Raw genomic sequence first — 23,946 nt, 5'->3', positions numbered from 1 at the left:
TAAAGGTGCCTAGCATTGAGCTACGCCGGCATCGCGAATCCTTCGACCGGCCAATTGCGCGCGAACCGCCATTCGGTGTACGCCGCCAGCCAGTGTGCGGCCCACGCCGTCACTGTTGCGACTGTGTCTCTTTCCGGGTCCCAGTCACTCTGGTCGGCGACGCAGATATTGCCGCTCGTATATAGGTGTGGAGATTTGATCCATCTACGACCGGCTCGTGCGCCGAGCTGTCCGCCCTTGAGTACCAGCACGCTGGGTAAACCACCCTCTCGGCGGAGAATCACTCCGATTGTGAATCGACCACGGCCAGTGTCGATATCACCAACCCAGAAAGGTCCGCGACCGTTATCGGCTGAGTAGAAAACAAACTGCGGAAAAGACTCAGACATAGCCTTCTTGTGTCGGTTGATCGCGGGCCCTTCATTCCACCAGTCTGGTGCCTTCTTCTCCGCATCGTCCGGCTCATCGACGCCGCCGTGGAATGTGTGAGGATTGACTGGGGTAACAGTGCCGTGCTCACTGTGCGAGTATCCATTCGACGAGGTTCGAGAGACGCCGTCGAATACGATCCGCCCCGATTGAGTCACAAATCTAGCTCTATTGATACCGAAATGGCTTAGTAATGCTGGCATTGACATTTCTTGTCCCCTATATCCTGGCAATTTCGCTGGTCGGCGTATTGTTCAAAGTCTCCGCCACCTCGTCCAGGTGATGGAGAGTGTTTCGCCATCGATATTTGAAGAATCTGTACTCACGTTTCTCGTTGTCGCGCGAATAATACTGTGGCGAATCTTCGTGGTGGCTAAAGTACGCAAAGTCGGGGAGTATGTCGGCGAGCCCCTGTCCTACAACGATCTCCCACGAATTGGCCTTCTTCTCGCACTTCGCTGCGAAGTTGGCAGCGAAACCAATCGGGTTAATTTCGCTGTGTTCGGAATTTCCTGATCTCACGAAAGTGATCGGGCCATAATCCAACCCTGCTCGCGCCTGCACTGATGCGAGACCGGATTGCTTTAGCCAAGGGTTTACGACAGTTTCGACCGTGTCGAGCGCAAATGCGCATGCGCTCAGCGACATCGCGGCAGAGAATTCAGTGTCGCCCACGCCGAAACCCGCGAAGAGTCCGTCGCCGCGCAGCCCCAGTGGAAAACCGCCAAAACTGCTTACTATCTCTATGAAGCCGGTCAGTGTCGCGTGGGCTAAGTCCGCGACCTCGTCTTGGTGGTCCCAGAATGTACGACCTGTGAAGTTTGTAAGGTCTAGAAATACTGCGACCAGCGGAATGGTTCGGCGTTGCCCGGGGCGAAGATTTTCGAATTCAGGATGTCCCAAAGAGCGCGTAGCGACATGTCCGCTTGCAACAATTGAACTGTCAAATGTACCGCTTCTACGATGGTCGAAATCTCGGGCGATTCTGTCGCCCATGACCTGCTTTGTGAACATGCGGCGTGCTTCCGGTTCGGTGGCGATCCCGTCAGCTTGAGGACCACTCGTGTTACGGGTCAACTTACTGCGACAAGAGCTCGAAGTCATGGTGACACGCCGGCTGGACGCAATATGTAGTGTCGTCGGCCTTTGGGGGCTCAACATCTAGTGCTGCGATCGACGACCCGGGCGCGTCGGCTCAGCTGAGGTGGGTTACCTCAATTCACCGTGGACGCGCGAGGATAGCTAGAGCGATACGTGCTTCGTTAGTGCCGTTTCGAACGGTCCTAGCCAGTGCGAGATTCGACGGTCCACCCAGGGATTACACTTCATCCGTGCTTATTGCCGGACTAGTCTTCGCAGGCCTCGCGGCCCTCATTCACGTCTACATCTTCTACATGGAGTCGATAGCGTGGACCTCGCGCTCGGTGCGGGCTGTCTTCGGGACAACCGAGGAAGAAGCGAACGCGACAAAGCCGCTGGCCTTCAACCAAGGCTTCTACAACCTCTTCCTCGCCATCCTGATCGCGGTGGGCATTGTCGTAATCGCTTGCGGCACAAAAGATGTCGGCTCAGCGCTGGTGTTTGCTGGTGCGGGCAGCATGGTCGCGGCCGGCTTGGTGCTTCTGCTTTCCGATCCGTCGAAGGCGTCGGCCGCGTTGAAGCAGCTCGTGCCGCCAGCGATCGGTTGCGTACTGCTGGCCATAGCGCTGGTGTAGTCACCGCCCCACTCGCAAACCCGACTCGCGCGGACGTTCCCGACCCGAAAATAGGGTCGGGAACGTCCGCGCAGGTGGGGTTTGCGGAATAGGTGGGGTTTGCGGGCCGGTCAGTTCATCGGCAACGTCGGCGCGCCGTATTCGGCGAGGATCGCTTTGAGCGTGGTGATCTCCTTGGCCTGGGTGCGGGCCATCGCCGACGCCAGGTCGCGCACGTAAGCCTGCGACACGTTGGCGGGGTCGGCCGCATACGCCATCATGTGCTCGCCGCCCTCGTGGTGGCGCAGCATCAACTGCATGAAGTAGGTGTCGCTTTCGCGCCCCTTGAGTCCACGCAGTTTCGCCATCTCGGCGTCGGTGGCCATCCCGGGCATCGGCGGTTCGTCCGCTGAGCCGGCATTGGGCGCCGACGTCGAATCATGGTCGTGCCCACCGTGATTCCCAGTGGATTCGGTTGTCGGGCTCATCCCGGGCATCCCCGACATGTCGCCGCCGTGGTCGTGACCGTCGGCATGACCCATCCATGCCATGGGCTCACCGGGATTGATGATCGGGTAGCCCCAGCGCGTCAACCACGACTGCATCTGGCCGATCTCGTTGGTCTGGGTGGTGAGAATGTCGTAGGCGATGCTCTTGACCTGAGGGTCGGTGCCGTTGTTGATCGCGAGCGTCGCCATCTCGACGCCCTGCTCGTGGTGGCGAATCATGTCTTGCGCGAATCCGACCGCGGCGGAGTTCGCAGCCGGCACCTCTTCGTGGTCGTCCGATCCCAGCCAGGTCCCGAGGCCGACACCAAGACCCAGCCCGACGAGCAGCACAGCGACCGCGCCCAGAATCAGGGCAGCTTTGCTGCGTCGGGGCTCCGATTCTGTTGAGGCCGAATCCTTTTCGATGTCGGCGTTCTCGGCCGGCTGGGTGGAATCGTCCGGGGTGTGGGTCATCTCAGTCCTTACGAGCCAGGTTGAACGCTTGCGCCGGTGCCATCCATCTTCACCGCATCCCGGCCAGGCTTACCCTGATCGGCCGGCGGCGGGTTAGACGGATCGAATGCTCCGGGGATCGCCGCACATGCCGCCTGTGTCTCCGGGAAGGCAGCCTCCTGCGGATTCTCCTTATACACACCGGGTGTGGTGTTGCGGCGCAGCGCGGTGATGAATTGGTTGATTCGCTCATCGGTCGGTGAATCCACCTTGAGCTGATGGCCCCAGCTCTGCAGCGAGATGGGCGAGCTCTGACCGGGGAAGGGTGACATGAACAGGAATTGCTGGCCGGTCACCTTGCCCTTGAGCTTGTTGAGATCGTCCCCCGACACCTTCTCCGGGTTGTACGTGATCCATATCGCGCCGTGTTCCAGCGCGTGGACGGCGTTCTCGCTGCGCAGCGGATTCGGGTAGACGATGCCGGTGCAGGTTGCCCACACCTCGTCATGGGGGCCGCCGAATGGCGGCGCCTGGTCATAGTCGACGCGCTGAGTCGCCTTCACGTGAATCGATGCCTTGTAGTACTTCTTCGTGACGCCGGGGATCTTCGTCGACGGGTCCGGATTCTCCGGCGACGGCACGAACTCCTCGACGGTCTGCACCGCGTTGGCGGAGGCTTCCCGCTTGTCCATGATCTTCGGGCCGATCCACAGGCCCAATCCAACGAGTAGCGCGATCACCGCGACGACGGCGCCGATGATCGTCCAGTCAATGTTGCGGACGCCGGTTGCGGGGACTCCACCGGTTTTACGGGGGGCTTTGGGCACACTGGGGCCAGGTTTACGCGCCATGAGTCGACAGCTTACCGGCGTGAACTTAGTAACCCGTAAGCCGAGGCGATTGTCGCTATCGGCAACTCGGCCAATAGTATGTTGACCTGTGACTCCCGCCGACCTCGCCGCCCTTCTGCGCGGCGTGACCCAGACTGTCCTCACCGAGCATGGACTCGACGTATCCGCGTTGCCTGAAGTCGTCACGGTGGAGCGCCCGCGAAATCCAGAACACGGTGACTACGCGACAAATATCGCACTCCAGTTGGGTAAGAAGGTTGGCGTCAACCCACGTGAACTGGCTGACTGGCTGGCGACCGCATTCGGTAACGCCGACGGCATCGAGTCCGCCGAGGTAGCCGGGCCGGGTTTCGTGAATCTGCGGCTGGCCGCAGCGGCACAAAATGTCGTAGTGGCAACCGTTCTGTCCGCTGGCGCCGACTATGGCCGCGGCGACGAGTTCGACGGTCGGAAGATCAACCTGGAATTCGTCTCGGCCAACCCGACCGGTCCGATCCACCTAGGCGGTACCCGCTGGGCGGCGGTCGGCGATGCGCTCGGGCGGGTCTTAGCGGCACGGGGCGCCGCCGTCACCCGCGAGTACTACTTCAATGACCACGGCGCCCAGATCGACCGCTTCGCCCGGTCGCTCGATGCCGCGGCGCGCGATCTCCCTACCCCCGACGACGGCTACGCGGGTGAATACATCAACGACATCGCCGCGTCGGTGATCGCCAAGGTTCCGGATATCCTCGCGCAGCCCGATGCCGAGCGGCTCGAAGCATTCCGCGCGAATGGTGTCGAGTTGATGTTCGACCACATCAAGGAAAGCCTGCACGAGTTCGGCACCGACTTCGACGTTTTCACCCACGAGAACAAGATGTTCGAATCGGGTCTCGTCGAAGAGTGCATCGCCGAACTCAAGGCCAATGGCAATCTCTACGAGGCCGACGGCGCCTGGTGGCTACGGTCCAAGAACTACGGCGACGACAAGGATCGCGTCGTCATAAAGTCCGACGGCCACGCGGCGTATATCGCGGGCGACATCGCCTACTACAAAGACAAGCGCAACCGCGGTTTCGACTTGTGCATCTACATGCTCGGCGCCGATCACCACGGCTACGTGGTGCGCCTCAAGGCTGCCGCGCAGGCATTGGGCGACGACCCGTCGACCGTCGAGGTACTTATCGGCCAGATGGTGAATCTGGTCCGCGACGGGAAGCCAGTACGGATGAGCAAGCGCGCCGGTACCGTCATCACCCTCGATGACCTCGTCGATGCCGTCGGCGTCGACGGCGCTCGGTACTCGTTGATCCGGTCGTCGGTCGACGTCAATATCGACGTCGACCTGGACCTGCTCGCCAAGCAGTCGAACGAAAACCCGGTCTACTACGTGCAATACGCGCATGCCCGGCTGTCCGCGCTCTCGCGCAGCGCGGCCGAGCTGGGGCTGGCACCCGACGTCGAGCAGGTCGCGTTGCTGACCGAGCCCGCCGAGGGCGAATTGATCCGGACGCTGGGCGACTTCGACGAAGTGGTGGCGACGGCTGCGCAATTGCGTGAGCCACACCGGATTTGCCGTTACCTGGAAGCCCTTGCCGGGGCTTATCATCGGTTCTATACCCAGTGCCGGGTTCTGCCTCAGGGCGACGAACCCGCTGGAGATCTCCATCGCGCACGGCTGGCGCTGTGCGCGGCTACCCGAGTAGTTCTGGCCAACGGTTTGGCGTTGGTCGGCGTGAGCGCACCGGAGCGAATGTGAGCGAGAACCTCGAACAAAGCCGGGCCGCAACCGATTTGGCGCGTATCCCGGAGAATGTCTACCCGCGAGGCTCGAGTCGAGACGCCAATGGCGTGCTGCAGATCGCCGGTATCAGCGTCGCCGACTTGGCCGAGCAGTACGGCACACCACTGTTCGTCATCGACGAGGCTGACTTTCGATCCCGTTGTGCCGATATGCAATCGGCGTTCGGACCGCATGGACGTGTGCATTACGCGTCAAAGGCGTTCCTCTCCACCGAGATTGCCCGCTGGGTCAACGACGAGGGGTTGTCGCTCGACGTCTGCTCGGCCGGTGAACTGGCGGTGGCGCTCGCCGCGAACTTCCCGCCCGAGCGAATAGCGTTGCACGGCAACAACAAATCGGTTGCCGAACTGGCGGCCGCGCTCGATGCCGGCATCGGTCACGTCGTCGTCGATTCGACATACGAGATCGACCGGCTTGACACGCTCGCCGGTGAACGCGGTGTGGTTGCCGACGTGCTCGTGCGGGTGACGGTCAGCGTTGAGGCGCACACTCACGAATTCATCTCGACCGCCCACGACGATCAGAAATTCGGCTTCGCCATCGCCGGTGGGATCGCGATGGATGCGGTTCGACGCGTTTTCGCGTCGGATAATCTGCGACTGGTCGGTCTGCACAGTCACATCGGATCGCAGATCTTTGAGCTGGACGGCTTCGAGGTGGCCGCTCACCGCGTGATCGGCTTGCTCGGCGATATCGTCGCCGAGTTCGGCGTGGAGAAGACCAAGCAGCTCGAGGTTGTGGATCTCGGTGGGGGACTGGGTATTTCGTACCTTCCATCCGACGACCCGCTGCCCATTGACAAGGTCGCCGAGCGAATGGCCGAGATCGTCAAAAAGGAGTCCGAGGCACTCGGCCTGCCGATGCCGCTGATCGCCGTGGAACCTGGCCGCGCCATTGCCGGGCCGGGCGGTGTCACACTCTATGAGGTCGGCACGCTCAAAGACGTTGCGCTCGACGGCGGTTCGACGCGGCGGTACGTGTCGGTCGACGGCGGGATGAGTGACAATATTCGCGCTGTTCTCTACGACGCCGAATACGACGTGCGGCTCGCGTCACGCGTTTCGCAGGCCGACGGCGTGGTAAGCCGTGTCGTCGGAAAGCATTGTGAGAGTGGCGATATCGTCATTCGCGACTGTTGGACACACGAAGATCTGACGCCGGGCGACTTGCTGGTCGTCGGCGCGACCGGCGCGTATTGCTATTCGATGTCCTCGCGGTACAACTTGGCTCAGCGCCCCGCCGTGGTGGCGGTGCGCGACGGTCAAGCTCGACTGTTGTTGCGGCGGGAGCGAGTCGAGGACTATTTGAGTTTGGAAGCGGGCGTGGAGGCTAGCAGTGAGTAGTGCAAACAAACCCATCGGCGTCGCGGTACTCGGCATGGGCAATGTCGGCACCGAGGTCGTCCGCATTCTGACCGAGAACACCGATGACCTTCGGTCCCGCGTCGGCGCGCCGCTCGAACTTCGCGGCGTCGCCGTTCGTGATCTGAGCAAGAAGCGACCGGGTGTGCCGCCTGAGTTATTGACCGACGACGCCGCGGCTCTGATCGACCGCGACGACGTCGATATCGTTATCGAGCTCATCGGCGGAATTGAGCCGCCGCGCAGTCACATTCGCGCCGCGCTCGATAGCGGAAAGTCGGTGGTAACCGCAAACAAAGCGCTGTTGGCCGACTATACCGGTGAGTTGGCCACCGCGGCCGCGGACAGCCGTGCCGACCTCTATTTCGAAGCGTCGGTTGCTGGCGCGATCCCGGTGATTCGGCCGCTGATGCAGTCACTTGCCGGCGACACGGTGCAGCGCGTGGCCGGAATCGTCAATGGCACAACCAATTTCATTCTGTCCGCAATGGCCGAGACCGGTGCCGATTACGCCGAGACGTTGGCCGAGGCTGGTCGGCTTGGCTATGCCGAGGCAGATCCCACCGCCGACGTCGAAGGATATGACGCCGCGGCGAAGGCTGCGATTCTCGCCTCGATCGCCTTCCATAGCCGAGTCACCGCGGCGGATGTCTACCGACAGGGAATCTCGTCGATCACGCCGGCAGATCTGGCGAGCGCGGCAAAACTGGACTGCACCATCAAACTGTTGTCGATATGCGAGCGGATTGTCGAAGCCGATGGGACGGAACAGATTTCGGCTCGCGTATATCCCGCACTGATTCCGCTGAGCCACCCGCTGGCCGCGGTCAACGGCGCTTTCAACGCGGTCGTCGTCGAGGCGGAGAACTCGGGTCGCCTGATGTTCTATGGCCAGGGCGCCGGCGGCGCGCCCACGGCGTCGGCGGTGATGGGAGATGTCGTGATGGCTGCGCGTAACAGGGTCTATTCCGGGCGCGGACCGCTTGAGTCCACCTACGCGTCCCTGCCGGTGGCATCAATTGCCACCGTCGGCACTCGCTACTACGTGTCGATGAAGGTGGAGGACCGCCCGGGCGTCCTGGCGCAGGTGGCCGGTGAGTTCGCCAAACGTCACATCGGTATCGCGGTGGTTCGTCAGGAAGGGGCGGGTGATCAGGCGCAACTGATCGTCGTCACCCACCTCGCTCCAGACGGGTCATTGTCGGAAACCGTTGCCGCACTTGAAGATATGGATGCAGTCACGAAGATTTCGAGTGTGCTGCGACTGGAGGGAACCGATGAGTAACCACACCCCCGTACACACCGCCTGGCCCGGTCTGATCGAGGCGTACCGCGACCGCTTGCCGGTCGGCGATGATTGGCAGGTCGTCACGTTGCTGGAGGGCGGCACGCCGCTGATCGCGGCGACGCACCTGTCGTCGATCACCGACTGCGAGGTGTATCTCAAGGTCGAGGGACTAAATCCGACGGGGTCGTTCAAGGATCGCGGCATGACGATGGCGGTCAGCAACGCGGTGAACAACGGTAAAAAGGCTGTTCTCTGCGCGTCGACTGGCAACACGTCGGCATCGGCAGCGGCGTACGCGACTCGCGCCGGCATTACCTGTGCGGTGCTGATTCCCGAGGGCAAGATCGCGATGGGCAAGCTCGCGCAGGCTGTTATGCACGGCGCCAAGATCATTCAGGTTCGCGGGAACTTCGATGACTGTCTGGAGCTGGCTCGCAAGGTCACCTCCGAATATCCCGAAATCGAATTGGTGAACTCGGTCAACCCGGCACGCATCGAAGGTCAGAAGACAGCTGCGTTCGAAATCGTCGATGTGCTGGGCAAAGCCCCCGACGTCCACGCTCTGCCGGTAGGTAACGCTGGAAATATCACCGCCTATTGGAAGGGCTACTGCGAGTACTTCGCCGACGGCATCACCTCGAGCCGACCGCGCATGCTGGGGGTACAGGCAGCTGGGGCGGCGCCACTGGTCAACGGGGCACCGGTAACTAATCCGGAAACCATTGCCACCGCGATCCGCATCGGCTCACCGGCCAGCTGGAACCAGGCGGTTGCGGCCAAAGATGAGTCGGGTGGTCAATTCCGCGCCGCGACCGACGAGAAACTTCTCGAGGCGTATCGACTGATCGCCGGCCGCGACGGCGTGTTCGTGGAGCCGGCGTCAGCGGCAAGCGTGGCCGGACTCCTTGCGGCGCGCGCCGACGGCTGGATCGAGGCGGGTTCGACGGTGGTGTGCACGGTTACCGGTAACGGCTTGAAGGATCCCGACACCGCGCTGTCGGATATGCCGCAGGTGGAGGCGATCGACGTCGATCCGGTCGCGGTGGCTGGCGCGCTCGGCGTCGCGCAATGATTCGGGTGTGACGACGTGCCGCTGAGAACCGCTGTGCCGGTACTACCCGATGGTGTGTCGGTGACCATCCGGGTCCCGGCATCGAGTGCGAACCTTGGTCCGGGCTTCGATTGTCTGGGGCTGGCGCTGGGTATCTATGACGAGGTAACGGTGACCACCGGAGGCGATGGTGTGCAGGTCACCGCCACCGGCGAGAGCAGCGCGGGTGTTCCGCGTGACGAAACTCACTTGGTGGCGCGTGCGATCCTGCGGGGCCTAGGGGTTGCCGGGGTGAAAGTCAACGGCCTCTGGGTGCGGTGTACCAACGCCATTCCACACTCGCGAGGATTGGGGTCGTCGGCAGCCGCGGTCGTGTCCGGACTGGCCGCGGCATCGGAGCTGATTGCCGAATCCGGTGTGGGACAACGTTTTTCCAATGAGGTACTGGTCGAGCAGGCCAGCGAATTCGAAGGACATCCGGACAACGCGGCGGCGAGTGTGCTCGGCGGCGCGGTCGTCACCTGGACGACGCCGGGTGGGACCCCGGCCTATCGTGCCAGCAATATCGAAGTGCACCCCAATATCACGGCCACCGTATTCGTGCCGTCGGTCGAATCGTCGACATCGGAGACGAGGGGACTGCTGCCGGAGATGGTGCCGCGCACCGACGCGATCTTCAATTTGAGTCGATCAGCGCTGAATGTCGTTGCGCTAACGTCGGATCCGAGTTTGCTCCTCGAAGCCACCGACGATCGTCTGCACCAGGGATATCGAAGTGCGGCGATGCCGCCGTCGGCCGAATTGGTGGCAAAGCTACGAGGAGCGGGGCACGCGGCGACGATTTCTGGCGCGGGACCAACGGTGCTGGTGCTCGGCACCGCAGATGTTCCCGCTAACCTGTGTGCACACGCCGGTGAGCGGGGGTTCGCAGTGCGTAAGGCGGCAATCGCCGGGGGAGTCAGCCGGTCGGCGTGACACGCCGAATGGAGAATTTTGCTGCTCTTATTGCCCAGATAACGGAAGCGGCGTTATGATGGCAACGTCTAGCCATGCAGACCACGTTCTGCCGTGCTTGTCACCAGCCCGTCCCACCTCGTAGTTCTGCGTGGTCAGGACCTGTGTTCTAACAAGCATTTCGTGCCAGACCCGAAAGCCTCTTATACCACCCGTTCGTCGGGTGGAAGCTTCCGCTGATCTCAGGGGAAGCGCCAAGCCCCGTGGTTTGTCGACCTGACGGGGAACGAAAGGATATCCGTGACCGATACGGACCTGATCACACCGGCTGCTCCGGAAGCGGACGCAGCCTCACCTGCCGAGCCCCGCCGCGCGTCGGTGCGCATCGGACTCACCGGCATGGTTCTCTCCGAGCTGCGTGTGCTGGCCGGCGAGCTGGGCATCTCTGGAACCTCCGGGATGCGCAAGGGCGATCTGATCGCCGCGATTCGCGAGCGTCAGGCCGAAGGTGCCGGCGCACCGCCTCCATCGGCGGCGAAGGCGGCCAAGGGCGAACCGAAGGCTTCGCGTGCGAAGAAGGCAGACGCGAAGTCTGGCGATGACACACCGGTTGGCGATAAGACCGCCGATCAGGTCGCGGTCGCCGAGAAGGCATCCGAAGCCTCGGCTCCCGCAGGTCAAGCGGCGAGCGAGGAGAAGTCGGCCGGCCAGAAGCCTGCCGTCGAGTCCGGTGACAACCCTGCCGGTGACAAGTCCGCGAGCGACCGAGGCGCAGCAGATAAGGGTGCCGGGGATAAGGCCGCGGGGGATAAGTCAGACGGCGAGTCGACCGGTGGCGATCGCAACCGGAACCGCAACCGCAATAACCGCGAGGGTGGCAACAACAACCGCGAGGGCAACAACAACCGCGAAGGCACCAACAATCGCGGCGGTGGCCAGAACCAAAACTCGGGCCAGGGCAACAACCAGAACAACCGCGACGACAATCGTGACGAGGATGGCGAAGGCGGACGTAATCGTCGGGGCCGTCGATTCCGTGAACGTCGTCGTGGACGTGACCGTGACGGCGCCGGTGGCGGCGAGCCGCAACTGAACGAGGACGACGTCGTCGCACCGGTCGCGGGCATCCTCGACGTTCTCGACAACTACGCGTTCGTCCGGACGTCGGGTTACCTGTCGGGGCCGAACGACGTGTACGTGTCGATGAATATGGTTCGCAAGAACGGCCTGCGTCGTGGCGACGCGATCACCGGCGCCGTGAAGGTGCCCCGTGAAGGTGAGCAGAATAATCAGCGGCAGAAGTTCAATCCGCTGGTCCGGCTCGACACCGTCAATGGTGGTGAGGTTGAAGCCGCGCGGAACCGTCCCGAGTTCAACAAACTTACCCCGCTGTACCCGAATCAGCGGCTGCGTTTGGAGACGACGCCGGAGCGGTTGACCACCCGCGTCATCGACCTCATCATGCCGATCGGCAAGGGGCAGCGTGCCCTGATCGTGTCGCCGCCTAAGGCCGGTAAGACCACGATCATGCAGGACATCGCGAATGCGATCACCACCAACAATCCCGAGTGTCATCTGATGGTCGTGCTGGTGGACGAGCGCCCCGAAGAAGTCACCGATATGACCCGCTCGGTCCGCGGTGAGGTTATTGCCTCGACCTTCGATCGTCCGCCGTCAGATCACACCGCCGTCGCCGAATTGGCCATTGAGCGCGCCAAGCGTCTCGTCGAGACCGGCAAAGATGTTGTCGTGCTGCTGGACTCGATCACGCGCCTGGGCCGTGCGTACAACAACTCCTCGCCGGCGTCGGGACGTATCTTGTCCGGTGGTGTCGATTCAACGGCACTGTACCCGCCGAAGCGTTTCCTCGGCGCGGCGCGCAACATCGAAAACGGTGGGTCGCTGACGATTATCGCCACCGCGATGGTGGAAACCGGTTCGACCGGTGACACGGTGATCTTCGAAGAGTTCAAGGGCACCGGTAACGCCGAGCTGAAATTGGACCGCAAGATCGCCGAGCGTCGGGTCTTCCCGGCCGTCGACGTCAATCCGTCGAGCACCCGTAAGGACGAATTGCTCCTTGCCCCAGAGGAATTCCAGATCGTCCACAAGTTGCGCCGGATTTTGTCGGGTCTGGACAGTCAGCAGGCGATTGATCTGCTGATGAGTCAGCTGAAGAAGACCAAGAGCAACGTCGAATTCTTGATGCAGGTGCAGAAGAACGCGCCCGGAGTCGTAAACGACGACTAGATCGGGTTGCGTGGTCTCGATACGCCGGCGTGCTCGCGAGCTCGCTCGTCGGCACTCGACCGTCGGTGGTGGGTGTCGGTCGGCCGTGTGGTCGATGCGGCGTTAGTTGATCTGTCGCGCTGGTCGAGTGGCCGGCGAGGCGCTTGCCGATCCTTCCCCGCTGGTCGAGTGGCCGACGAGGCGTTAGCCGAGTCGGGTGTATCGAGACTCCGTGAGTTTGCGTGGATTTTGTTGTGGGGGTTGGGTTTTCGAGTCTGTGTTGCGTGGTCTCGATACACCGGCGTGCTCGCGAGCTCGCCCGCCGGCACTCGACCATCGGAGGTGGCGTCGGCACTCGACCGTCGGTGGCGGGCGTCGGCACTCGACCATCGGGAGGTGGGCGTCGGTTTGGCCCGTCGATATTCCTATGCGGCCTGGTCGGCTATGTCCTCTACCAACTGGGCCCAGCCGGCGGCGCCCGCCCTTGTCTGCGGCCCGGTCTGCGTGGCGATGAAGCGGCACTTTCCGCTGTCGTCGTAGAGTTCGAGCGACCCGGTTCGGCCGCATGCTCCGTTGGCCCAGGTCACCCAGCATTCGCTGATGTGGTTGAAGTCGATCATGGTTCGCGCGCTTCCCGACGCCAGCACCATCGAGCCTTCGTGTTCGCGAGATCCGGTCAACACGCCGTCGTGCATCTGCAGGCAACCCGCTCCACCGGCGATGAGAGTGGTGGGCATAGTCAGTAGTGCGGCGTGACTCAGTGCCGCGATCGCGCGGCGTTCACAAACGCGGGTTGCGTCGGTGTGGGGCGCGGGGAGTGATCGAAGCCGAGTGAGTCCGCCATCGAAGAGCACCGAATCGAGCTGGTCCAGTTGGTCGCATTGGCCGAATCGCAACGCGATCGGATGCGCATCGACGTCGATGTCGGTCGCCGGGGTGAGATAGCCAGCGAGAGTGAGGGATTCAAATGCCAGCCGATCGGACCGATCGGTCAGGTAGGTGACATGCGCACAACCTCCGTCGTTGTCGAACAGCCGTAGAGTCGGGGGTAAACGTTGCGTGGTCGGTTCGGTGATTAGCGCGGTGCGCAAATGAGATGCGTTGAGTCGTAAAGTGATTTGCGATTCGCGACAACGAATCGGACCACCCATGCCGGTGGGATCGGCATAGGTTCCCACGTCGTTCATGATCACCGGGCCCGCGACGGTCACCCCAACGACCTGGTCGAGCAATGGCAGATGTCCGGCCACTCGACCGGGGCATCCCCGCAGTACCTGACCGGCAAAACCCGGTGCGCCTAGTAGGTCGTCGAGATCATTGCGCGCGGCCGAGTCATGTGGTGTAGACATCGTCGTCGTATCCCATCGGTTTCAGTAGACATCGCGCACGTAGCGCTTGTTCTTCTTCAGTTGATTGATGAAGTCTTGCGCGCCGGCCGGATCGAAACCGCCATGTTTGCCGACGATTTCGTGGAGCATCGCGTCGACATCTCGCGCCATTCGGGTCGCATCGCCGCAGACATATAGGTGCGCACCACCGTCGAGCCAGGAGAACAACTCAGCGCCAGCGTCGTTCATCCGATTCTGCACGTAGATCTTGTGGTCCTGGTCGCGGGAGAAGGCGAGATCGAGGCGGGTCAACACACCGTCGGCGCTGAACTGATCGAGTTCGTCGGCGTAGCTGAAATCGCAGGCCTGATGCTGATCGCCGAAGAACAACCAGTTGCGGCCCGACGCACCGCGCTGGGCTCGCTCGTGCAGAAACGAACGAAATGGCGCGATGCCCGTGCCCGGCCCGATCATGACGACATCGGTGTCGTCGTCGGGCAGTCGGAACGAGTTGTTGGTGGAAATAAACACTCCCACATCACTTCCCACCTCGCAGCGGTCGGCGAGAAAAGTGGAGCAGACACCCCCGCGCCGACGGCCTCCCGAGCGGTAGCGGACCGTGTCCATCGTGATGTGTACCGTGTCGGCGTGCGCCAGCGGGCTCGATGAAATCGAGTACACGCGAGGCTGAAGGGGACGCAGTTCGGCGAGCAATTCGTCGGGCGTGATCGGCAGTGCCGCATCGATATTGAGCAGATCGAGTACATCCTTACCCCAGAGCCAGGCGTCGAGCGCCTCCCGATCGCCGGTCGCGGTCAGATGGGTGAGTTCGGGATCCTGACTACGTTGCGCGATGTAGTCGACAAGATACTTCGACGGAGTCGAGATCTCGAAGCGATGGGTGAGCGCGTCGGCCAGCGTCACTTCACCCTTGCGGTCGGTGATTACCGTGTCGCCGGACACGCCGAGTCGTTCGATGACAGCCGACACTAGGGCCGGGTCGTTAATCGGCGCGATACTAATGCCGTCGCCTGGGCGGTAGGTGATGCCACTGTCGCCCAGCGAGAGGACGACGTGGCGCACCTCCTTGTCCGAGCCGGGGCCGGACAGCACCGAATTCGCCAGAATTGTTGCGCGATAAGGATTCTTGCGATTCCAGGTGGACTTGCGCGGCGTTTTGCTCGGCGCGGCGTCGGCGGTGGTGTCTTCGATAGCGGACACTGCCGGCGCGGAGTCCGCGTCGACACGGGCCAGCGCATCGATGGCTGCCGCGGTCCACGCCGCTGCAGGGTCTTCGAAATCGAGGTCGCAGTCGGTGCGGTCGACGACGCGTGTAGCGCCCAATTCGGCCAGGCGAGCATCGATATTCTTGCCAGCCTGACAAAAGCCGTCGTAGCTCGAATCACCAAGGGCCAGAACACTGTAAAAGAGTCCGGGTAGCGGCGGTGCGGTGGGAGCGGCCAACTCCTGCCAGAAGAATTCGGCATTGTCGGGCATGTCTCCCTCGCCGTAAGTCGAGGTGATTACGAGTAGCCGGCGAACCGCGGCCAGTGTCGAGATTTCCAGTTCATCGAGTCCGCATATCAACGGCAGAAAGCCTTTGGCACGTGCGACGTTCGCGGCCTCCTCGGCCAAGAACTCGGCGGTACCGGTTTGACTGCCGTAAACAATCTGGATCGCCACCGGTCCGGCGTCGGCAGTCGAGGTAGAACCGGCGACCGCGGGGACGCCCGGTGTGGCGGGCGCGATGTTGATTCGAGTGTTGAGTCCTGCCAGAAACCCAGCGAGCCATGCCTTTTGGTCGCCGGTAAAGGGAACGTCGGCGGGAATGTAAGGGAGTTGCATCGTACTATCCGACCCTTTCGGAGGTAGGCAAAGCGGCGGCGACGTCGGGGATAGCGGCAGCGGCGAAGAGTTCGTCGAAATCCGGCAGAGTGCCTAGCTTCTCGGTGTTCTTGCGGTCCTGCAGCAGAATCCAGCCGTATGTCGCGGGTGCGTCCATCGAGCGGACGTTGCGCAGGGCCAATGCGCGCTTGTAATCGTCCACACGTTTGGCCGAGATCAGTGCGGCGAGTTGCTCGTGGGTATAGCCGGCGAGAACATCGCGGGCATAGCGGCCGATTTTCGTCAGTAACTCGTGATCCTCGGTGAGGACGAGATTGGCTGCCGCCGTGCCTATTTGGCTCTCGTTCCACCTAGTCGCCTCGCCTGCTCGCTTGCCGCGCGAGAGACGCTTGGTTGCGACATCTCGTGCGAAAGCGAAGACGGTGAAGGCGTTGAGTAGCCGGTACATATCGGCGTCGTCGGTGTGCCCGTATTCCGGCACTACGCCGTCGGCGACGGGATGTCGTTGTCGCAGACTGATCTTCAACTGGCGGACCTGGTCGGTCGCCAATGAGGTTGCCAATTCGTCGAGTAGCGCCCGGTGACCAATGGATGCGGCCAGTGCGTCACTGTCTTGGTATGCCGCGAGTGCGCGCGGCATCGCGTAGCTGATGTAGTGACGCTCGGTCTCCCAGTTCTGCAGGAGCCTCATCGCGAGGGGCGATTGCGTTGCCTCGGCGTGCATTTCGAGCAGGTGGTGAACCGCGGCGTGATGAATCGGGGCCAGTGGGTCGCCGACTCCGGTGATGGCGCCGACGAGGACCGATGCCGAGCTGATCGCTTCTTCGAGTCGGCAGGCGGGGTCATACTGATAGAGGAATCCGCCGCTCATCCCGTTACCCAGGCCGTTGCCGTAGTCGCCGAGATTGAGAACCGCGCCATTGGTCATGTATTCGCAACCGTATTCACCGATGCCCTCGACAACTGCCGTCGCGCCAGAATTACGGACGGCGAACCGGTCACCAGCCTCACCGGCGACGAAGAGGCGTCCGCCGGTGGCTCCGAAGAGAGCGAAGTTGCCGATCAGTACATTTCCGCCGGTGATCGCCGAACCGCCGCCGGGGGAACGCACCGTGACGGTTCCGCCCGACATTGACTTGCCGACGCCGTCGTTACACGTCCCGGTGTGTGTCAACGACATTCCGTCGTTGCAAAACGCCGCGTAGGAAAGTCCAGCCGACCCACTGGTCGCCATTCGGACTGTGTCGGGCCGAAGGTAGCGACGTCCCCGGTCATCGAGGTCGGCGCAGACGAGTCGGTCAGCCACCTCATCGTCGAGTTCGTGATTGAGCATACGTTCAATATCGACAGCGAGCTGAGCGCCGACGCTCTTGTTGCGGTTGCCGAGGACAACCGGCGTGGTGGAGACGAATTCGGCGCCATCGTCGAGAAGTGCGGTCCGTACCTGCGTAGCCGCGGCGTCGTCTATCGCATAGTCGCGCTCAAGGTAGACCGGGTCGACGATGGTTGGCGCTTGGACAGATCCGAGCAAAGCATCAACTCGCAGTTCGCCGACGATTGCCGGGTGATCGATCAAGTGCAGCAGGTCGGTGCGTCCGCGTGCGTCCCGCAGACTGGGCAGTCCCAGCGCCGCTAGCGTCTCCCGCACGTCATGGGCCAGATTCAGTAGGTACTGAGCCATCGCACGCGGATCTCCCTCGAACACTTCGGGATTCGTGGTGAGGCCGGCTGGGCATTTGATGTTGCAGTTCTTCGCCATCACGCAGCCGACCATCATCAGTGCGGCGGTGCCGAACTCGAAGCTGTCGGCGCCGAGGAGCGCGGAGACCACGACATCGCGTCCGATCTGGTGGGCACCTGACGCGCGAAGAATCACCTTCTGCCGTAAACCGTTGGCGGACAACGCCTGATGCACCTCGGACAGCCCGATTTCGGCTGCGCGCCCGGCGTAGCGAAGGCTGCTCACCGATGCGGCTCCCGTGCCACCGGTGTTGCCCGCGACATTGATGACGTCGGCGCCGGCTTTTGCCACACCCACGGCGATGGTGCCGATTCCTTCGGAGGACACCAGTTTCACGATGACCCGTACTCGTGCGGCCTTACAGTCGTGGATGAGTTGTGCGAGGTCTTCGATCGAATAGGTGTCGTGATGTGGTGGGGGAGAGACCAATTCGACGCCGGGGGTACCGCCGCGTGCTGCCGCGATCTCGACGGTCACCTTTGGCGCCGGAAGTTGGCCACCCTCGCCCGGCTTGGCGCCCTGACCGATCTTGATTTCCAGTTCTTCAAGCATCGGATCGGCCAGGTAGCCGGACCAGATACCGAAACGCCCGGATGCGAACTGCTTAATCCGCGAGGCGCGCAGTGTGCCGTAGCGCGAAATATGTTCGCCACCTTCACCGCTATTCGACATTCCGCCAACCATGTTGGTGCCGTGGGCAACCGCCTCGTGTGCCGGGGCCACGAGAGCGCCGTGGCTCATCGCTCCCGAGGCGAAGGTGGTTGTTATCTGGTGTGCCGGAACCACGTCCGCCAGGTCGATGCTTCCCGCCCGACGTGCCTCGTAGAAGCCCAAGACGTCGCGTAACGCACTGGGGCGCAATGCACGTGCCTGCGTCATCTCGCTCGCGAAAGATCGATATGCCGGTGTTATCTGGAAGGCGTCGATCTGTTCGGGGCGCAGGCGATCGAAGCTGGTGTCGACGTATGCGTCGGCATCGAGGCCGAAAGCACCGTCCAGGTCGGCGAGAGTGAGGCGCCGCAACGCATTTCGGTCATCGCGCGGTGCGGCGTCGGTGCTGGGATCGACGGTCGGGAAAGAGATGGGCTCAGCGGTCAAGTCGCCATAGGTTCGAATGGCGGTCGCGCCGAATGAATGGCCGGCGCCGTCCGCGCGTTCTTTGAACAGGCCGAGTAGTGGGAGATCTACTGCGGTGCTGCCTGTTTCGGGGGCGAAGGCCGCGCGATGAGCGGTGACGAGGGATTCGACGATAGGGGTCAAGCCAACACCGCCCACCGGTGAACGCAGGTCGGGAAACCAGCGATATAGATGGTCGTCGGAGGTGTCGAGAAAATTCGGTTCGAAGAACTCTCCACCGATATAGCTCTCTACCGTGCACAATCCGACGCGCCCCATCGTCTTCATCAACGACTTCTCCGCCGCGCGCGCCCACCGGTCGAAGCCGGCTTGTGCTTGATCGGCGGGAGCCAGTTCGCTCGCCCGACGAGCGACCGAATGCGGATGCACGGCGGCCGCGCCGAAGCCCAAGGTAGCGGCCAGGTGGTGTGACGACTCTATTTGGCCCGTGTCGGCGATCAGTGAAACCTTAAGGCGCAGTCCGGCATTGACGAGACGCTGGTTGAGTGCCGAGATTGCGAAGATGATCGGCAATGCTGGCGTCGTCGGCGACACGGCACGGTCGCTGATGATGGCTATGCCGCCGCCGCGTGCGAAGTCGACGACTTGATCACCCAGGTGCTCGACGGCGCTGACGAAGGAGGCGACCACCGCATGCGGATCGGCTCCGTCGTCGAGGGCGAATACCGCGTCGAAGGTCGCGACAGGTACCTCCGACTGGGCGCGCAGGAGGTTGAGGTCCGCGGCGGTCAGAACTGGAGTGCGCAGCACTATCTTTCGGACCGGTGTGCGGTCGCGGCGAGCCGCTCGCGGGCCGAGCGAGACGCGCAGACTCATGCCGTCGGCTTCCCGAATGCTATCGAGTGGCGGGTTGGTGACTTGTGCGAATCGTTGGGAGAAGAAGCGTGCGACATTGGCTTCGACATTGGTTAAAGCGTTGATCGCATTGCCGAAACCCATGGCCGACACACGCTCGACGCCGTCGGAGATCATCGGATCCATGAAGAAGCGGAAGCTCTCCTGGTCCAAGAAGTACGCGCGATAGCGGGTAGCCGCCGAATAGGTATCCGCAACGGGGGCGTTATCTATTGGCGCGGCGGATAATTCGCCGAGATCAACCTTCGCCGCGGCCAGCAAGGCCGGGTAATCTCGTGCGGCAGCGAGCGATTCGTACGCTTCCTCGGTGGTGTAGGTGCGATGCTCGCGATGGTCGTAATAGATCATGCCGCCGGCGCGAACCCGCCCCCGCGACAGCACGGTCTCGGGCGGAACGGAGATCTGACCGGCTTCGGAAAAGGCGCAGAGATACTGCGATGTCTCCAGGGTTCGCAGCGGTCGTAGGCCGAGTCGGTCCAGGCGCGCGCCGATCACGGTGCCGTCACCGAAAACAACTGCCGCGGGGCCGTCGTTCTTCTCCTCGAACAGCGAGAAGTACTCGAACATAGCGCGCACACGCGGCGAGAGGCTCGGATCGTTCTCCCACGCCGGCGGCATCATCGAAACGATCGCGGTGACCAGATCGATCTCGTCGTTGGTCACCCGGGCGGCGATGGTCTGGTCGAGCCGGCAACTGTCGGACTGTCCAGGCGGTCGGACGATCTTCTTGCGTTGTGCCGCAGCGTCGGTCACCTGCGCGATCCGGTTCTTCTTGTCGGTATTCAGCTCGCCGTTGTGCGCCAGATAGCGGAATGGCTGCGCCATCGTCGGGTGCGGGTCGGTATTGGTGGAGAAGCGGGTGTGGAAGTACAGGGTGTGAATCTTGTGATCTGGATCTGCGAGGTCGGTGAAATAGTCGACGACCTCGGGGGAGGACAGTCTGCCTTTGAGTACCTGGGTGCGCGCTGACAACGACAACGGATAGAGGCCGGCGAGTTCTGGCCTGGTGAATCCGAGTGATTCGATCTGCAGCAGCGCCTGCTGGATGAGCCGATCGAGTTCGGTTGGGTCTGGACATCGGGAGGGGGCAGCGAATATCCACTGGGTGATGGGCAGTTGCAATGCGACCGCGGCTGGTCGAAGCACCGAATTGTCGACCGGAACCGGCCGTACGGTCAGCGTCGTGAAGCCGCGGTCTGTCATCACACGTTCGATGAGTTCGCGGGCGCGTGCGGCGCCGTCGCCGGTGGGCAGGAAGAAGTTGCCGACGCAGAACTGCCCGAGATTCAGCGTCGGGCGACCGGTGACCTTGCGAAAGAAGCTCTGCGACAAGTCCATTGAGACACCGCCGCCATCGCCGACGCCGAGTGAGGACATTCCGCCGCGATGCGGTACCGAGCAAAGTGCTTCGCGTGCTCTGTCGATGACGTCGTGCCCCTGGACGCCGTCTTTCCGGGTGATGAACCCGACTCCACAACTGCTTTTCTCATCGCTTGGATCCCACAGCAACGGCTGTGGCGCTTGCACCACCATGTACGTCCCACACTCTCGACACAACGGACTACTTCGCAGACACCCAGCGGGCCCGGGGATCCCGGGTTACCGATGGGTGGCGCCGCTGCGCCGTTGAAGCGACAGGTGAGAGTCTAGCGGCTGATTTAGCTAAGCCTAACCTTTGCGGATTGTGGTTCGCGTCACTGCGCGAAGTCGAGCCGGTACCTGCACTTTCAGGCAGCCCGAGGGAGATATGCCCTTCCGACTTGTACGTAGGTGTGCCACCTTGACCACTATCAGCGGTATCGGGCCGATCGTCGCCTGCCGCCCCCTGGTCTGTACCGGCGCGCTCCGACGCGATCCCCAACCAGTCGGCTTGCGCCGCCGCCTACTCCGGAACTGCACCCATCGAAGTTGCTTCCGCCGACAGACAACGCCACAGACTGTCGGGTCCGGGGCGTTCGCAGGCTCAACGCCGCCATCCCCACCGCAGCCGCCAGCCAAGCCAGAACCGCATCAAGTCCCGGCCACAGCTACTATCACCGAAACTCGATCAAGGCAGAACCCGCCGCGAAGCCCTACGCTGCCTCAAACGTCAACTCGCCAAACACATCTGAAAAACCATGATCGGCGACCAGGCACCAAAGACTGACCGGTAACGGTTGCGTTCCCCGATATCGGCTAACGCAGTGATATCAGGTCGGTGACCTCGTACTGTGTGCTGGCTGTGACTCCAGTGAGCCAGTCGGGGGACTCGTCTCTCGCGATCTCCTTGCGAGTGTGCAGGTCGACCCAGACGATCGAATCCCGCCCAGCTAGTCCACCGTCAACAAGTCGTTTGTAGGCGATCATGCCGACGGTGCCAAAGTTGACACTGGCCGCAGTGATGTAGCGATCGGCCACCGGTATACCGGGAATGAGATCGGCTTCAAGGCGTGGTGCATCGGCGGCATTGGCAACCGATTGCAGATTTCCGTGCATGTCGATGTAGAACGTTCGTCCCAACTCCGACCACGACACGTTGCTGCCCCCGGCGGCGCTGAGTCGCTCATGCATGGACCCCACGTAGGCCTCGTTCAGTGGCCGGAACGTGGAAGTGCCGGTATCGGGGTCGACTAACCGCATGCCAGCGAGCCCATCCGGGCCTGAATCATCTGACCTAATGGGGCCATCGGTTCCGCTGATGAGTGGTAATTCTACCCGGCGCCCATCTGCTGCACACACGATGGTTCGACCGCGGTCAATTGAGAATCCTGAATGCCAGGATGCGATGTGTCGCGATTGATTCGCCCCTGTTTTCCTTGCTTTGAGGGTCATCGTGCCACCGGCGGGACCAGAGGATCCCTTGAAGAGTGCATAATAGTACGTGTCCTTGCAGTAGCCCTGAGCGGCGAGGTAACCCTTTTCGCCGAACATTGCGGTCTGCCCGCGAACGTTGATCTGAGTGGCGCGCATCTGGTTGCCGTCCCCGCCGATCCCGGCGTCAAGCCACAGGTAGGCGTCGAGTCCAGAATCACGGGGGGTGGAGTATGCGCCCCATCCGCGGCCGTTGGGTTGACTCGGTGCCTGCTGCACGCCTTTATCGGTGATTACTTCGACGAAATCGCCAGCTCCGATCGCAATCGCTTTGGACTGCGTAATGGCTGCTTGTCCGTGGACCAGTCCGTCATAAATGCGATAGCCGATGGGTTTGCGAAGTGCGTTCAGAAACACCAGCCACGAGTACGGTTTAGTGTCTTTGGCGACATCCATAGGAGAAATCACGACCAGCGACACCGCGTCAGCGGGGATGCGGTCAACATTCGGACCAAATGCTGAGGCTTCCTTGGGAGGTGAGTCTGCACAGGCTGCCATCACACCGACCAGGCACGCAATCACAACGAAAAGTCCCGCACGATGCGGCTTAAAACTCTCTCTAGGTGGGGTACTCATTGGACCACCCCGTCCTGGCAAGGTCCTTAGGATAAACGCCGGGGCCACCATCATGGTCGAGGTCAATCTTATGACTGCTGCTGTCCCACCAAGCTGCCCACACCACCTGCGAGCAGTTCATTGAAGTCACCCCATCGCCGGACTTACGATTGTCATAAAAACTGTTGTTATAACTCATATTCCGACCAGGGTACCCTTCGGCGACGTCAGCAGCTTTGTCCTTCTCCCAATCCTGCGCTTTTACCGCATACATTCTCGGCTCAATGCGGGATTTGCTAAATGCCGAGCCTCTGGAAACAAATACGCCTGGCTTGTGACGGGGGGTTTCCTCGTTGCTGGCCTCAACGGTATCCCTGGAGTTTATGAATATGCCGTTGTGCCCGTGATTAAAGTTGAAAGTGCATGACTTGGAGAAGAAGTAGTCCCCACGGTGGCGGGCTTCTCCGGTCGCGCGGGGTGCTGGCGGAGTATAGGACGATGCAGAGCCATTGCGGCAGTTAGGACCGCCGTTATCTGACGCGTTGTTGCGGGGTACGGCTGATAAAGCATTATTGGCGGCCTGAGTCAATACCTGCGAGTAAGGTTTCGACACCTTCTGTGCATACGATTCTAAAGTGCGCTTCACCACCTGAAGTGGAGTGTTGTAGTTACGTTCAGAAATGATCTGCAACTTCGCGCGCTCTACCGTGTCGATACCCGCCCCGGGCGCGTTAATCGTCGGCAACGCACCACGAGGTGTGACCGTATCTGGGGCGAGCGGATCGGTTGACGGCCGAGAGGGTCGAGACGTAGTCGACGAGGGCGCTGCCGAACTCGTTGGTGTCGCTGATGGCGACGATGAGGTCGGTGCTGAGGTAGTGGGCGTCACCGTAGCCGGTGGCTGACCACACTTATACGGTATCGCCGGAGGTGGAGCATCACTCGGATCAGCCCCTGGATGTGTCGCCAGCCATGACTGCTTCCACGCGGCATTGTAGGCAGCGGTCTCCCGCTTGCACCGCTCGGCAGGAGTCTCAGCGCTCGCTGTGCC

Annotated in this window: 17 protein-coding genes; 7 read left to right on the top strand and 10 right to left on the bottom strand. The window is 62.0% G+C overall.

Going from position 1 to position 23,946, the window contains the following annotated elements:
- Positions 1-20 precede the first annotated feature (20 nt).
- Positions 21-587, bottom strand: coding sequence for a type II CBASS E2 protein (locus tag GOEFS_RS02310; RefSeq protein WP_007316260.1), 567 nt, complete (start codon positions 585-587; stop codon positions 21-23).
- Positions 588-648: 61 nt separating this feature from the next.
- Positions 649-1,425: an adenylate/guanylate cyclase domain-containing protein gene (locus GOEFS_RS02305; protein ID WP_245549748.1), complete on the bottom strand. Its 777-nt coding sequence runs from the start codon at positions 1,423-1,425 to the stop codon at positions 649-651.
- A 335-nt stretch (positions 1,426-1,760) separates the two neighbouring features.
- Here GOEFS_RS02305 and GOEFS_RS02300 point away from each other — a divergent pair, with 335 nt between their 5' ends.
- Complete coding sequence (locus tag GOEFS_RS02300) at positions 1,761-2,144, top strand: DUF1304 domain-containing protein (RefSeq protein ID WP_007316258.1); 384 nt, start codon at positions 1,761-1,763, stop codon at positions 2,142-2,144.
- Positions 2,145-2,254: 110 nt separating this feature from the next.
- Here GOEFS_RS02300 and GOEFS_RS02295 read toward each other — a convergent pair whose 3' ends face one another.
- Both GOEFS_RS02295 and GOEFS_RS02290 read right to left on the bottom strand, forming a co-directional pair.
- Positions 2,255-3,085 (bottom strand): DUF305 domain-containing protein, encoded by an 831-nt coding sequence (locus tag GOEFS_RS02295; RefSeq protein WP_007316257.1) that lies wholly within the window; start codon positions 3,083-3,085, stop codon positions 2,255-2,257.
- 8 nt (positions 3,086-3,093) lie between these two features.
- Positions 3,094-3,915, bottom strand: a complete 822-nt coding sequence (locus tag GOEFS_RS02290) for a thioredoxin-like domain-containing protein (RefSeq protein WP_007316256.1) — start codon at positions 3,913-3,915, stop codon at positions 3,094-3,096.
- A gap of 88 nt (positions 3,916-4,003) precedes the next feature.
- Here GOEFS_RS02290 and argS point away from each other — a divergent pair, with 88 nt between their 5' ends.
- From argS to rho, 6 genes are all read left to right on the top strand, one after another.
- Entirely contained in the window at positions 4,004-5,656 is a 1,653-nt protein-coding gene (gene argS / locus GOEFS_RS02285) for an arginine--tRNA ligase (protein WP_007316255.1), read from the top strand.
- On the top strand, positions 5,653-7,044 hold the full coding sequence (lysA, locus tag GOEFS_RS02280; RefSeq protein ID WP_007316254.1) for a diaminopimelate decarboxylase: 1,392 nt from the start codon (positions 5,653-5,655) through the stop codon (positions 7,042-7,044). Before argS ends, lysA begins: the two co-directional genes overlap by 4 nt.
- Positions 7,037-8,347: a homoserine dehydrogenase gene (locus GOEFS_RS02275; protein WP_007316253.1), complete on the top strand. Its 1,311-nt coding sequence runs from the start codon at positions 7,037-7,039 to the stop codon at positions 8,345-8,347. Before lysA ends, GOEFS_RS02275 begins: the two co-directional genes overlap by 8 nt.
- Positions 8,340-9,422, top strand: coding sequence for a threonine synthase (thrC, locus tag GOEFS_RS02270; RefSeq protein ID WP_007316252.1), 1,083 nt, complete (start codon positions 8,340-8,342; stop codon positions 9,420-9,422). The genes GOEFS_RS02275 and thrC overlap by 8 nt, the downstream gene beginning before the upstream one ends.
- 15 nt (positions 9,423-9,437) lie before the next feature.
- Positions 9,438-10,376 carry a homoserine kinase gene (gene thrB / locus GOEFS_RS02265; protein ID WP_007316251.1) on the top strand — a complete coding sequence of 313 codons (939 nt, stop codon included), beginning with the start codon at positions 9,438-9,440 and terminating at the stop codon, positions 10,374-10,376.
- A gap of 279 nt (positions 10,377-10,655) precedes the next feature.
- A complete protein-coding gene (rho, locus tag GOEFS_RS02260) occupies positions 10,656-12,605 on the top strand; it encodes a transcription termination factor Rho (protein ID WP_007316250.1) in 1,950 nt (649 codons plus the stop codon).
- A 404-nt stretch (positions 12,606-13,009) separates the two neighbouring features.
- Here the strand turns inward: rho and GOEFS_RS02255 are convergent, their stop codons facing one another.
- The 6 genes from GOEFS_RS02255 to GOEFS_RS02230 form a co-directional block, all read right to left on the bottom strand.
- On the bottom strand, positions 13,010-13,933 hold the full coding sequence (locus tag GOEFS_RS02255; RefSeq protein ID WP_007316249.1) for a ChuX/HutX family heme-like substrate-binding protein: 924 nt from the start codon (positions 13,931-13,933) through the stop codon (positions 13,010-13,012).
- A gap of 21 nt (positions 13,934-13,954) precedes the next feature.
- Positions 13,955-15,757 carry a sulfite reductase subunit alpha gene (locus GOEFS_RS02250; RefSeq protein ID WP_007316248.1) on the bottom strand — a complete coding sequence of 601 codons (1,803 nt, stop codon included), beginning with the start codon at positions 15,755-15,757 and terminating at the stop codon, positions 13,955-13,957.
- A 4-nt stretch (positions 15,758-15,761) separates the two neighbouring features.
- Entirely contained in the window at positions 15,762-21,023 is a 5,262-nt protein-coding gene (locus GOEFS_RS02245) for a glutamate synthase-related protein (protein WP_007316247.1), read from the bottom strand.
- A gap of 642 nt (positions 21,024-21,665) precedes the next feature.
- Positions 21,666-22,916 (bottom strand): hypothetical protein, encoded by a 1,251-nt coding sequence (locus tag GOEFS_RS02240; RefSeq protein ID WP_138917843.1) that lies wholly within the window; start codon positions 22,914-22,916, stop codon positions 21,666-21,668.
- Positions 22,900-23,640, bottom strand: coding sequence for a hypothetical protein (locus GOEFS_RS23110; protein ID WP_007316244.1), 741 nt, complete (start codon positions 23,638-23,640; stop codon positions 22,900-22,902). Before GOEFS_RS23110 ends, GOEFS_RS02240 begins: the two co-directional genes overlap by 17 nt.
- A complete protein-coding gene (locus GOEFS_RS02230) occupies positions 23,627-23,806 on the bottom strand; it encodes a hypothetical protein (RefSeq protein ID WP_007316243.1) in 180 nt (59 codons plus the stop codon). Before GOEFS_RS02230 ends, GOEFS_RS23110 begins: the two co-directional genes overlap by 14 nt.
- Between the last annotated feature and the right edge of the window lie 140 nt (positions 23,807-23,946).

Source organism: Gordonia effusa NBRC 100432 (assembly GCF_000241305.1).
Taxonomy (GTDB): domain Bacteria; phylum Actinomycetota; class Actinomycetes; order Mycobacteriales; family Mycobacteriaceae; genus Gordonia; species Gordonia effusa.
This window is presented reverse-complemented; position numbering and strand designations above follow the sequence as displayed.

Excerpts from the sequence above, each read along its gene's own strand:
- GOEFS_RS02290 (WP_007316256.1), bottom strand. The coding sequence starts at position 3,915 with ATGGCGCGTAAACCTGGCCCCAGTGTGCCCAAAGCCCCCCGTAAAACC.
- GOEFS_RS02245 (WP_007316247.1), bottom strand. The coding sequence starts at position 21,023 with ATGGTGGTGCAAGCGCCACAGCCGTTGCTGTGGGATCCAAGCGATGAG.
- thrC (WP_007316252.1), top strand. The coding sequence starts at position 8,340 with ATGAGTAACCACACCCCCGTACACACCGCCTGGCCCGGTCTGATCGAG.
- GOEFS_RS02255 (WP_007316249.1), bottom strand. The coding sequence starts at position 13,933 with ATGTCTACACCACATGACTCGGCCGCGCGCAATGATCTCGACGACCTA.
- GOEFS_RS02240 (WP_138917843.1), bottom strand. The coding sequence starts at position 22,916 with ATGAGTACCCCACCTAGAGAGAGTTTTAAGCCGCATCGTGCGGGACTT.
- GOEFS_RS02250 (WP_007316248.1), bottom strand. The coding sequence starts at position 15,757 with ATGCAACTCCCTTACATTCCCGCCGACGTTCCCTTTACCGGCGACCAA.
- GOEFS_RS02295 (WP_007316257.1), bottom strand. The coding sequence starts at position 3,085 with ATGACCCACACCCCGGACGATTCCACCCAGCCGGCCGAGAACGCCGAC.
- GOEFS_RS02305 (WP_245549748.1), bottom strand. The coding sequence starts at position 1,425 with ATGGGCGACAGAATCGCCCGAGATTTCGACCATCGTAGAAGCGGTACA.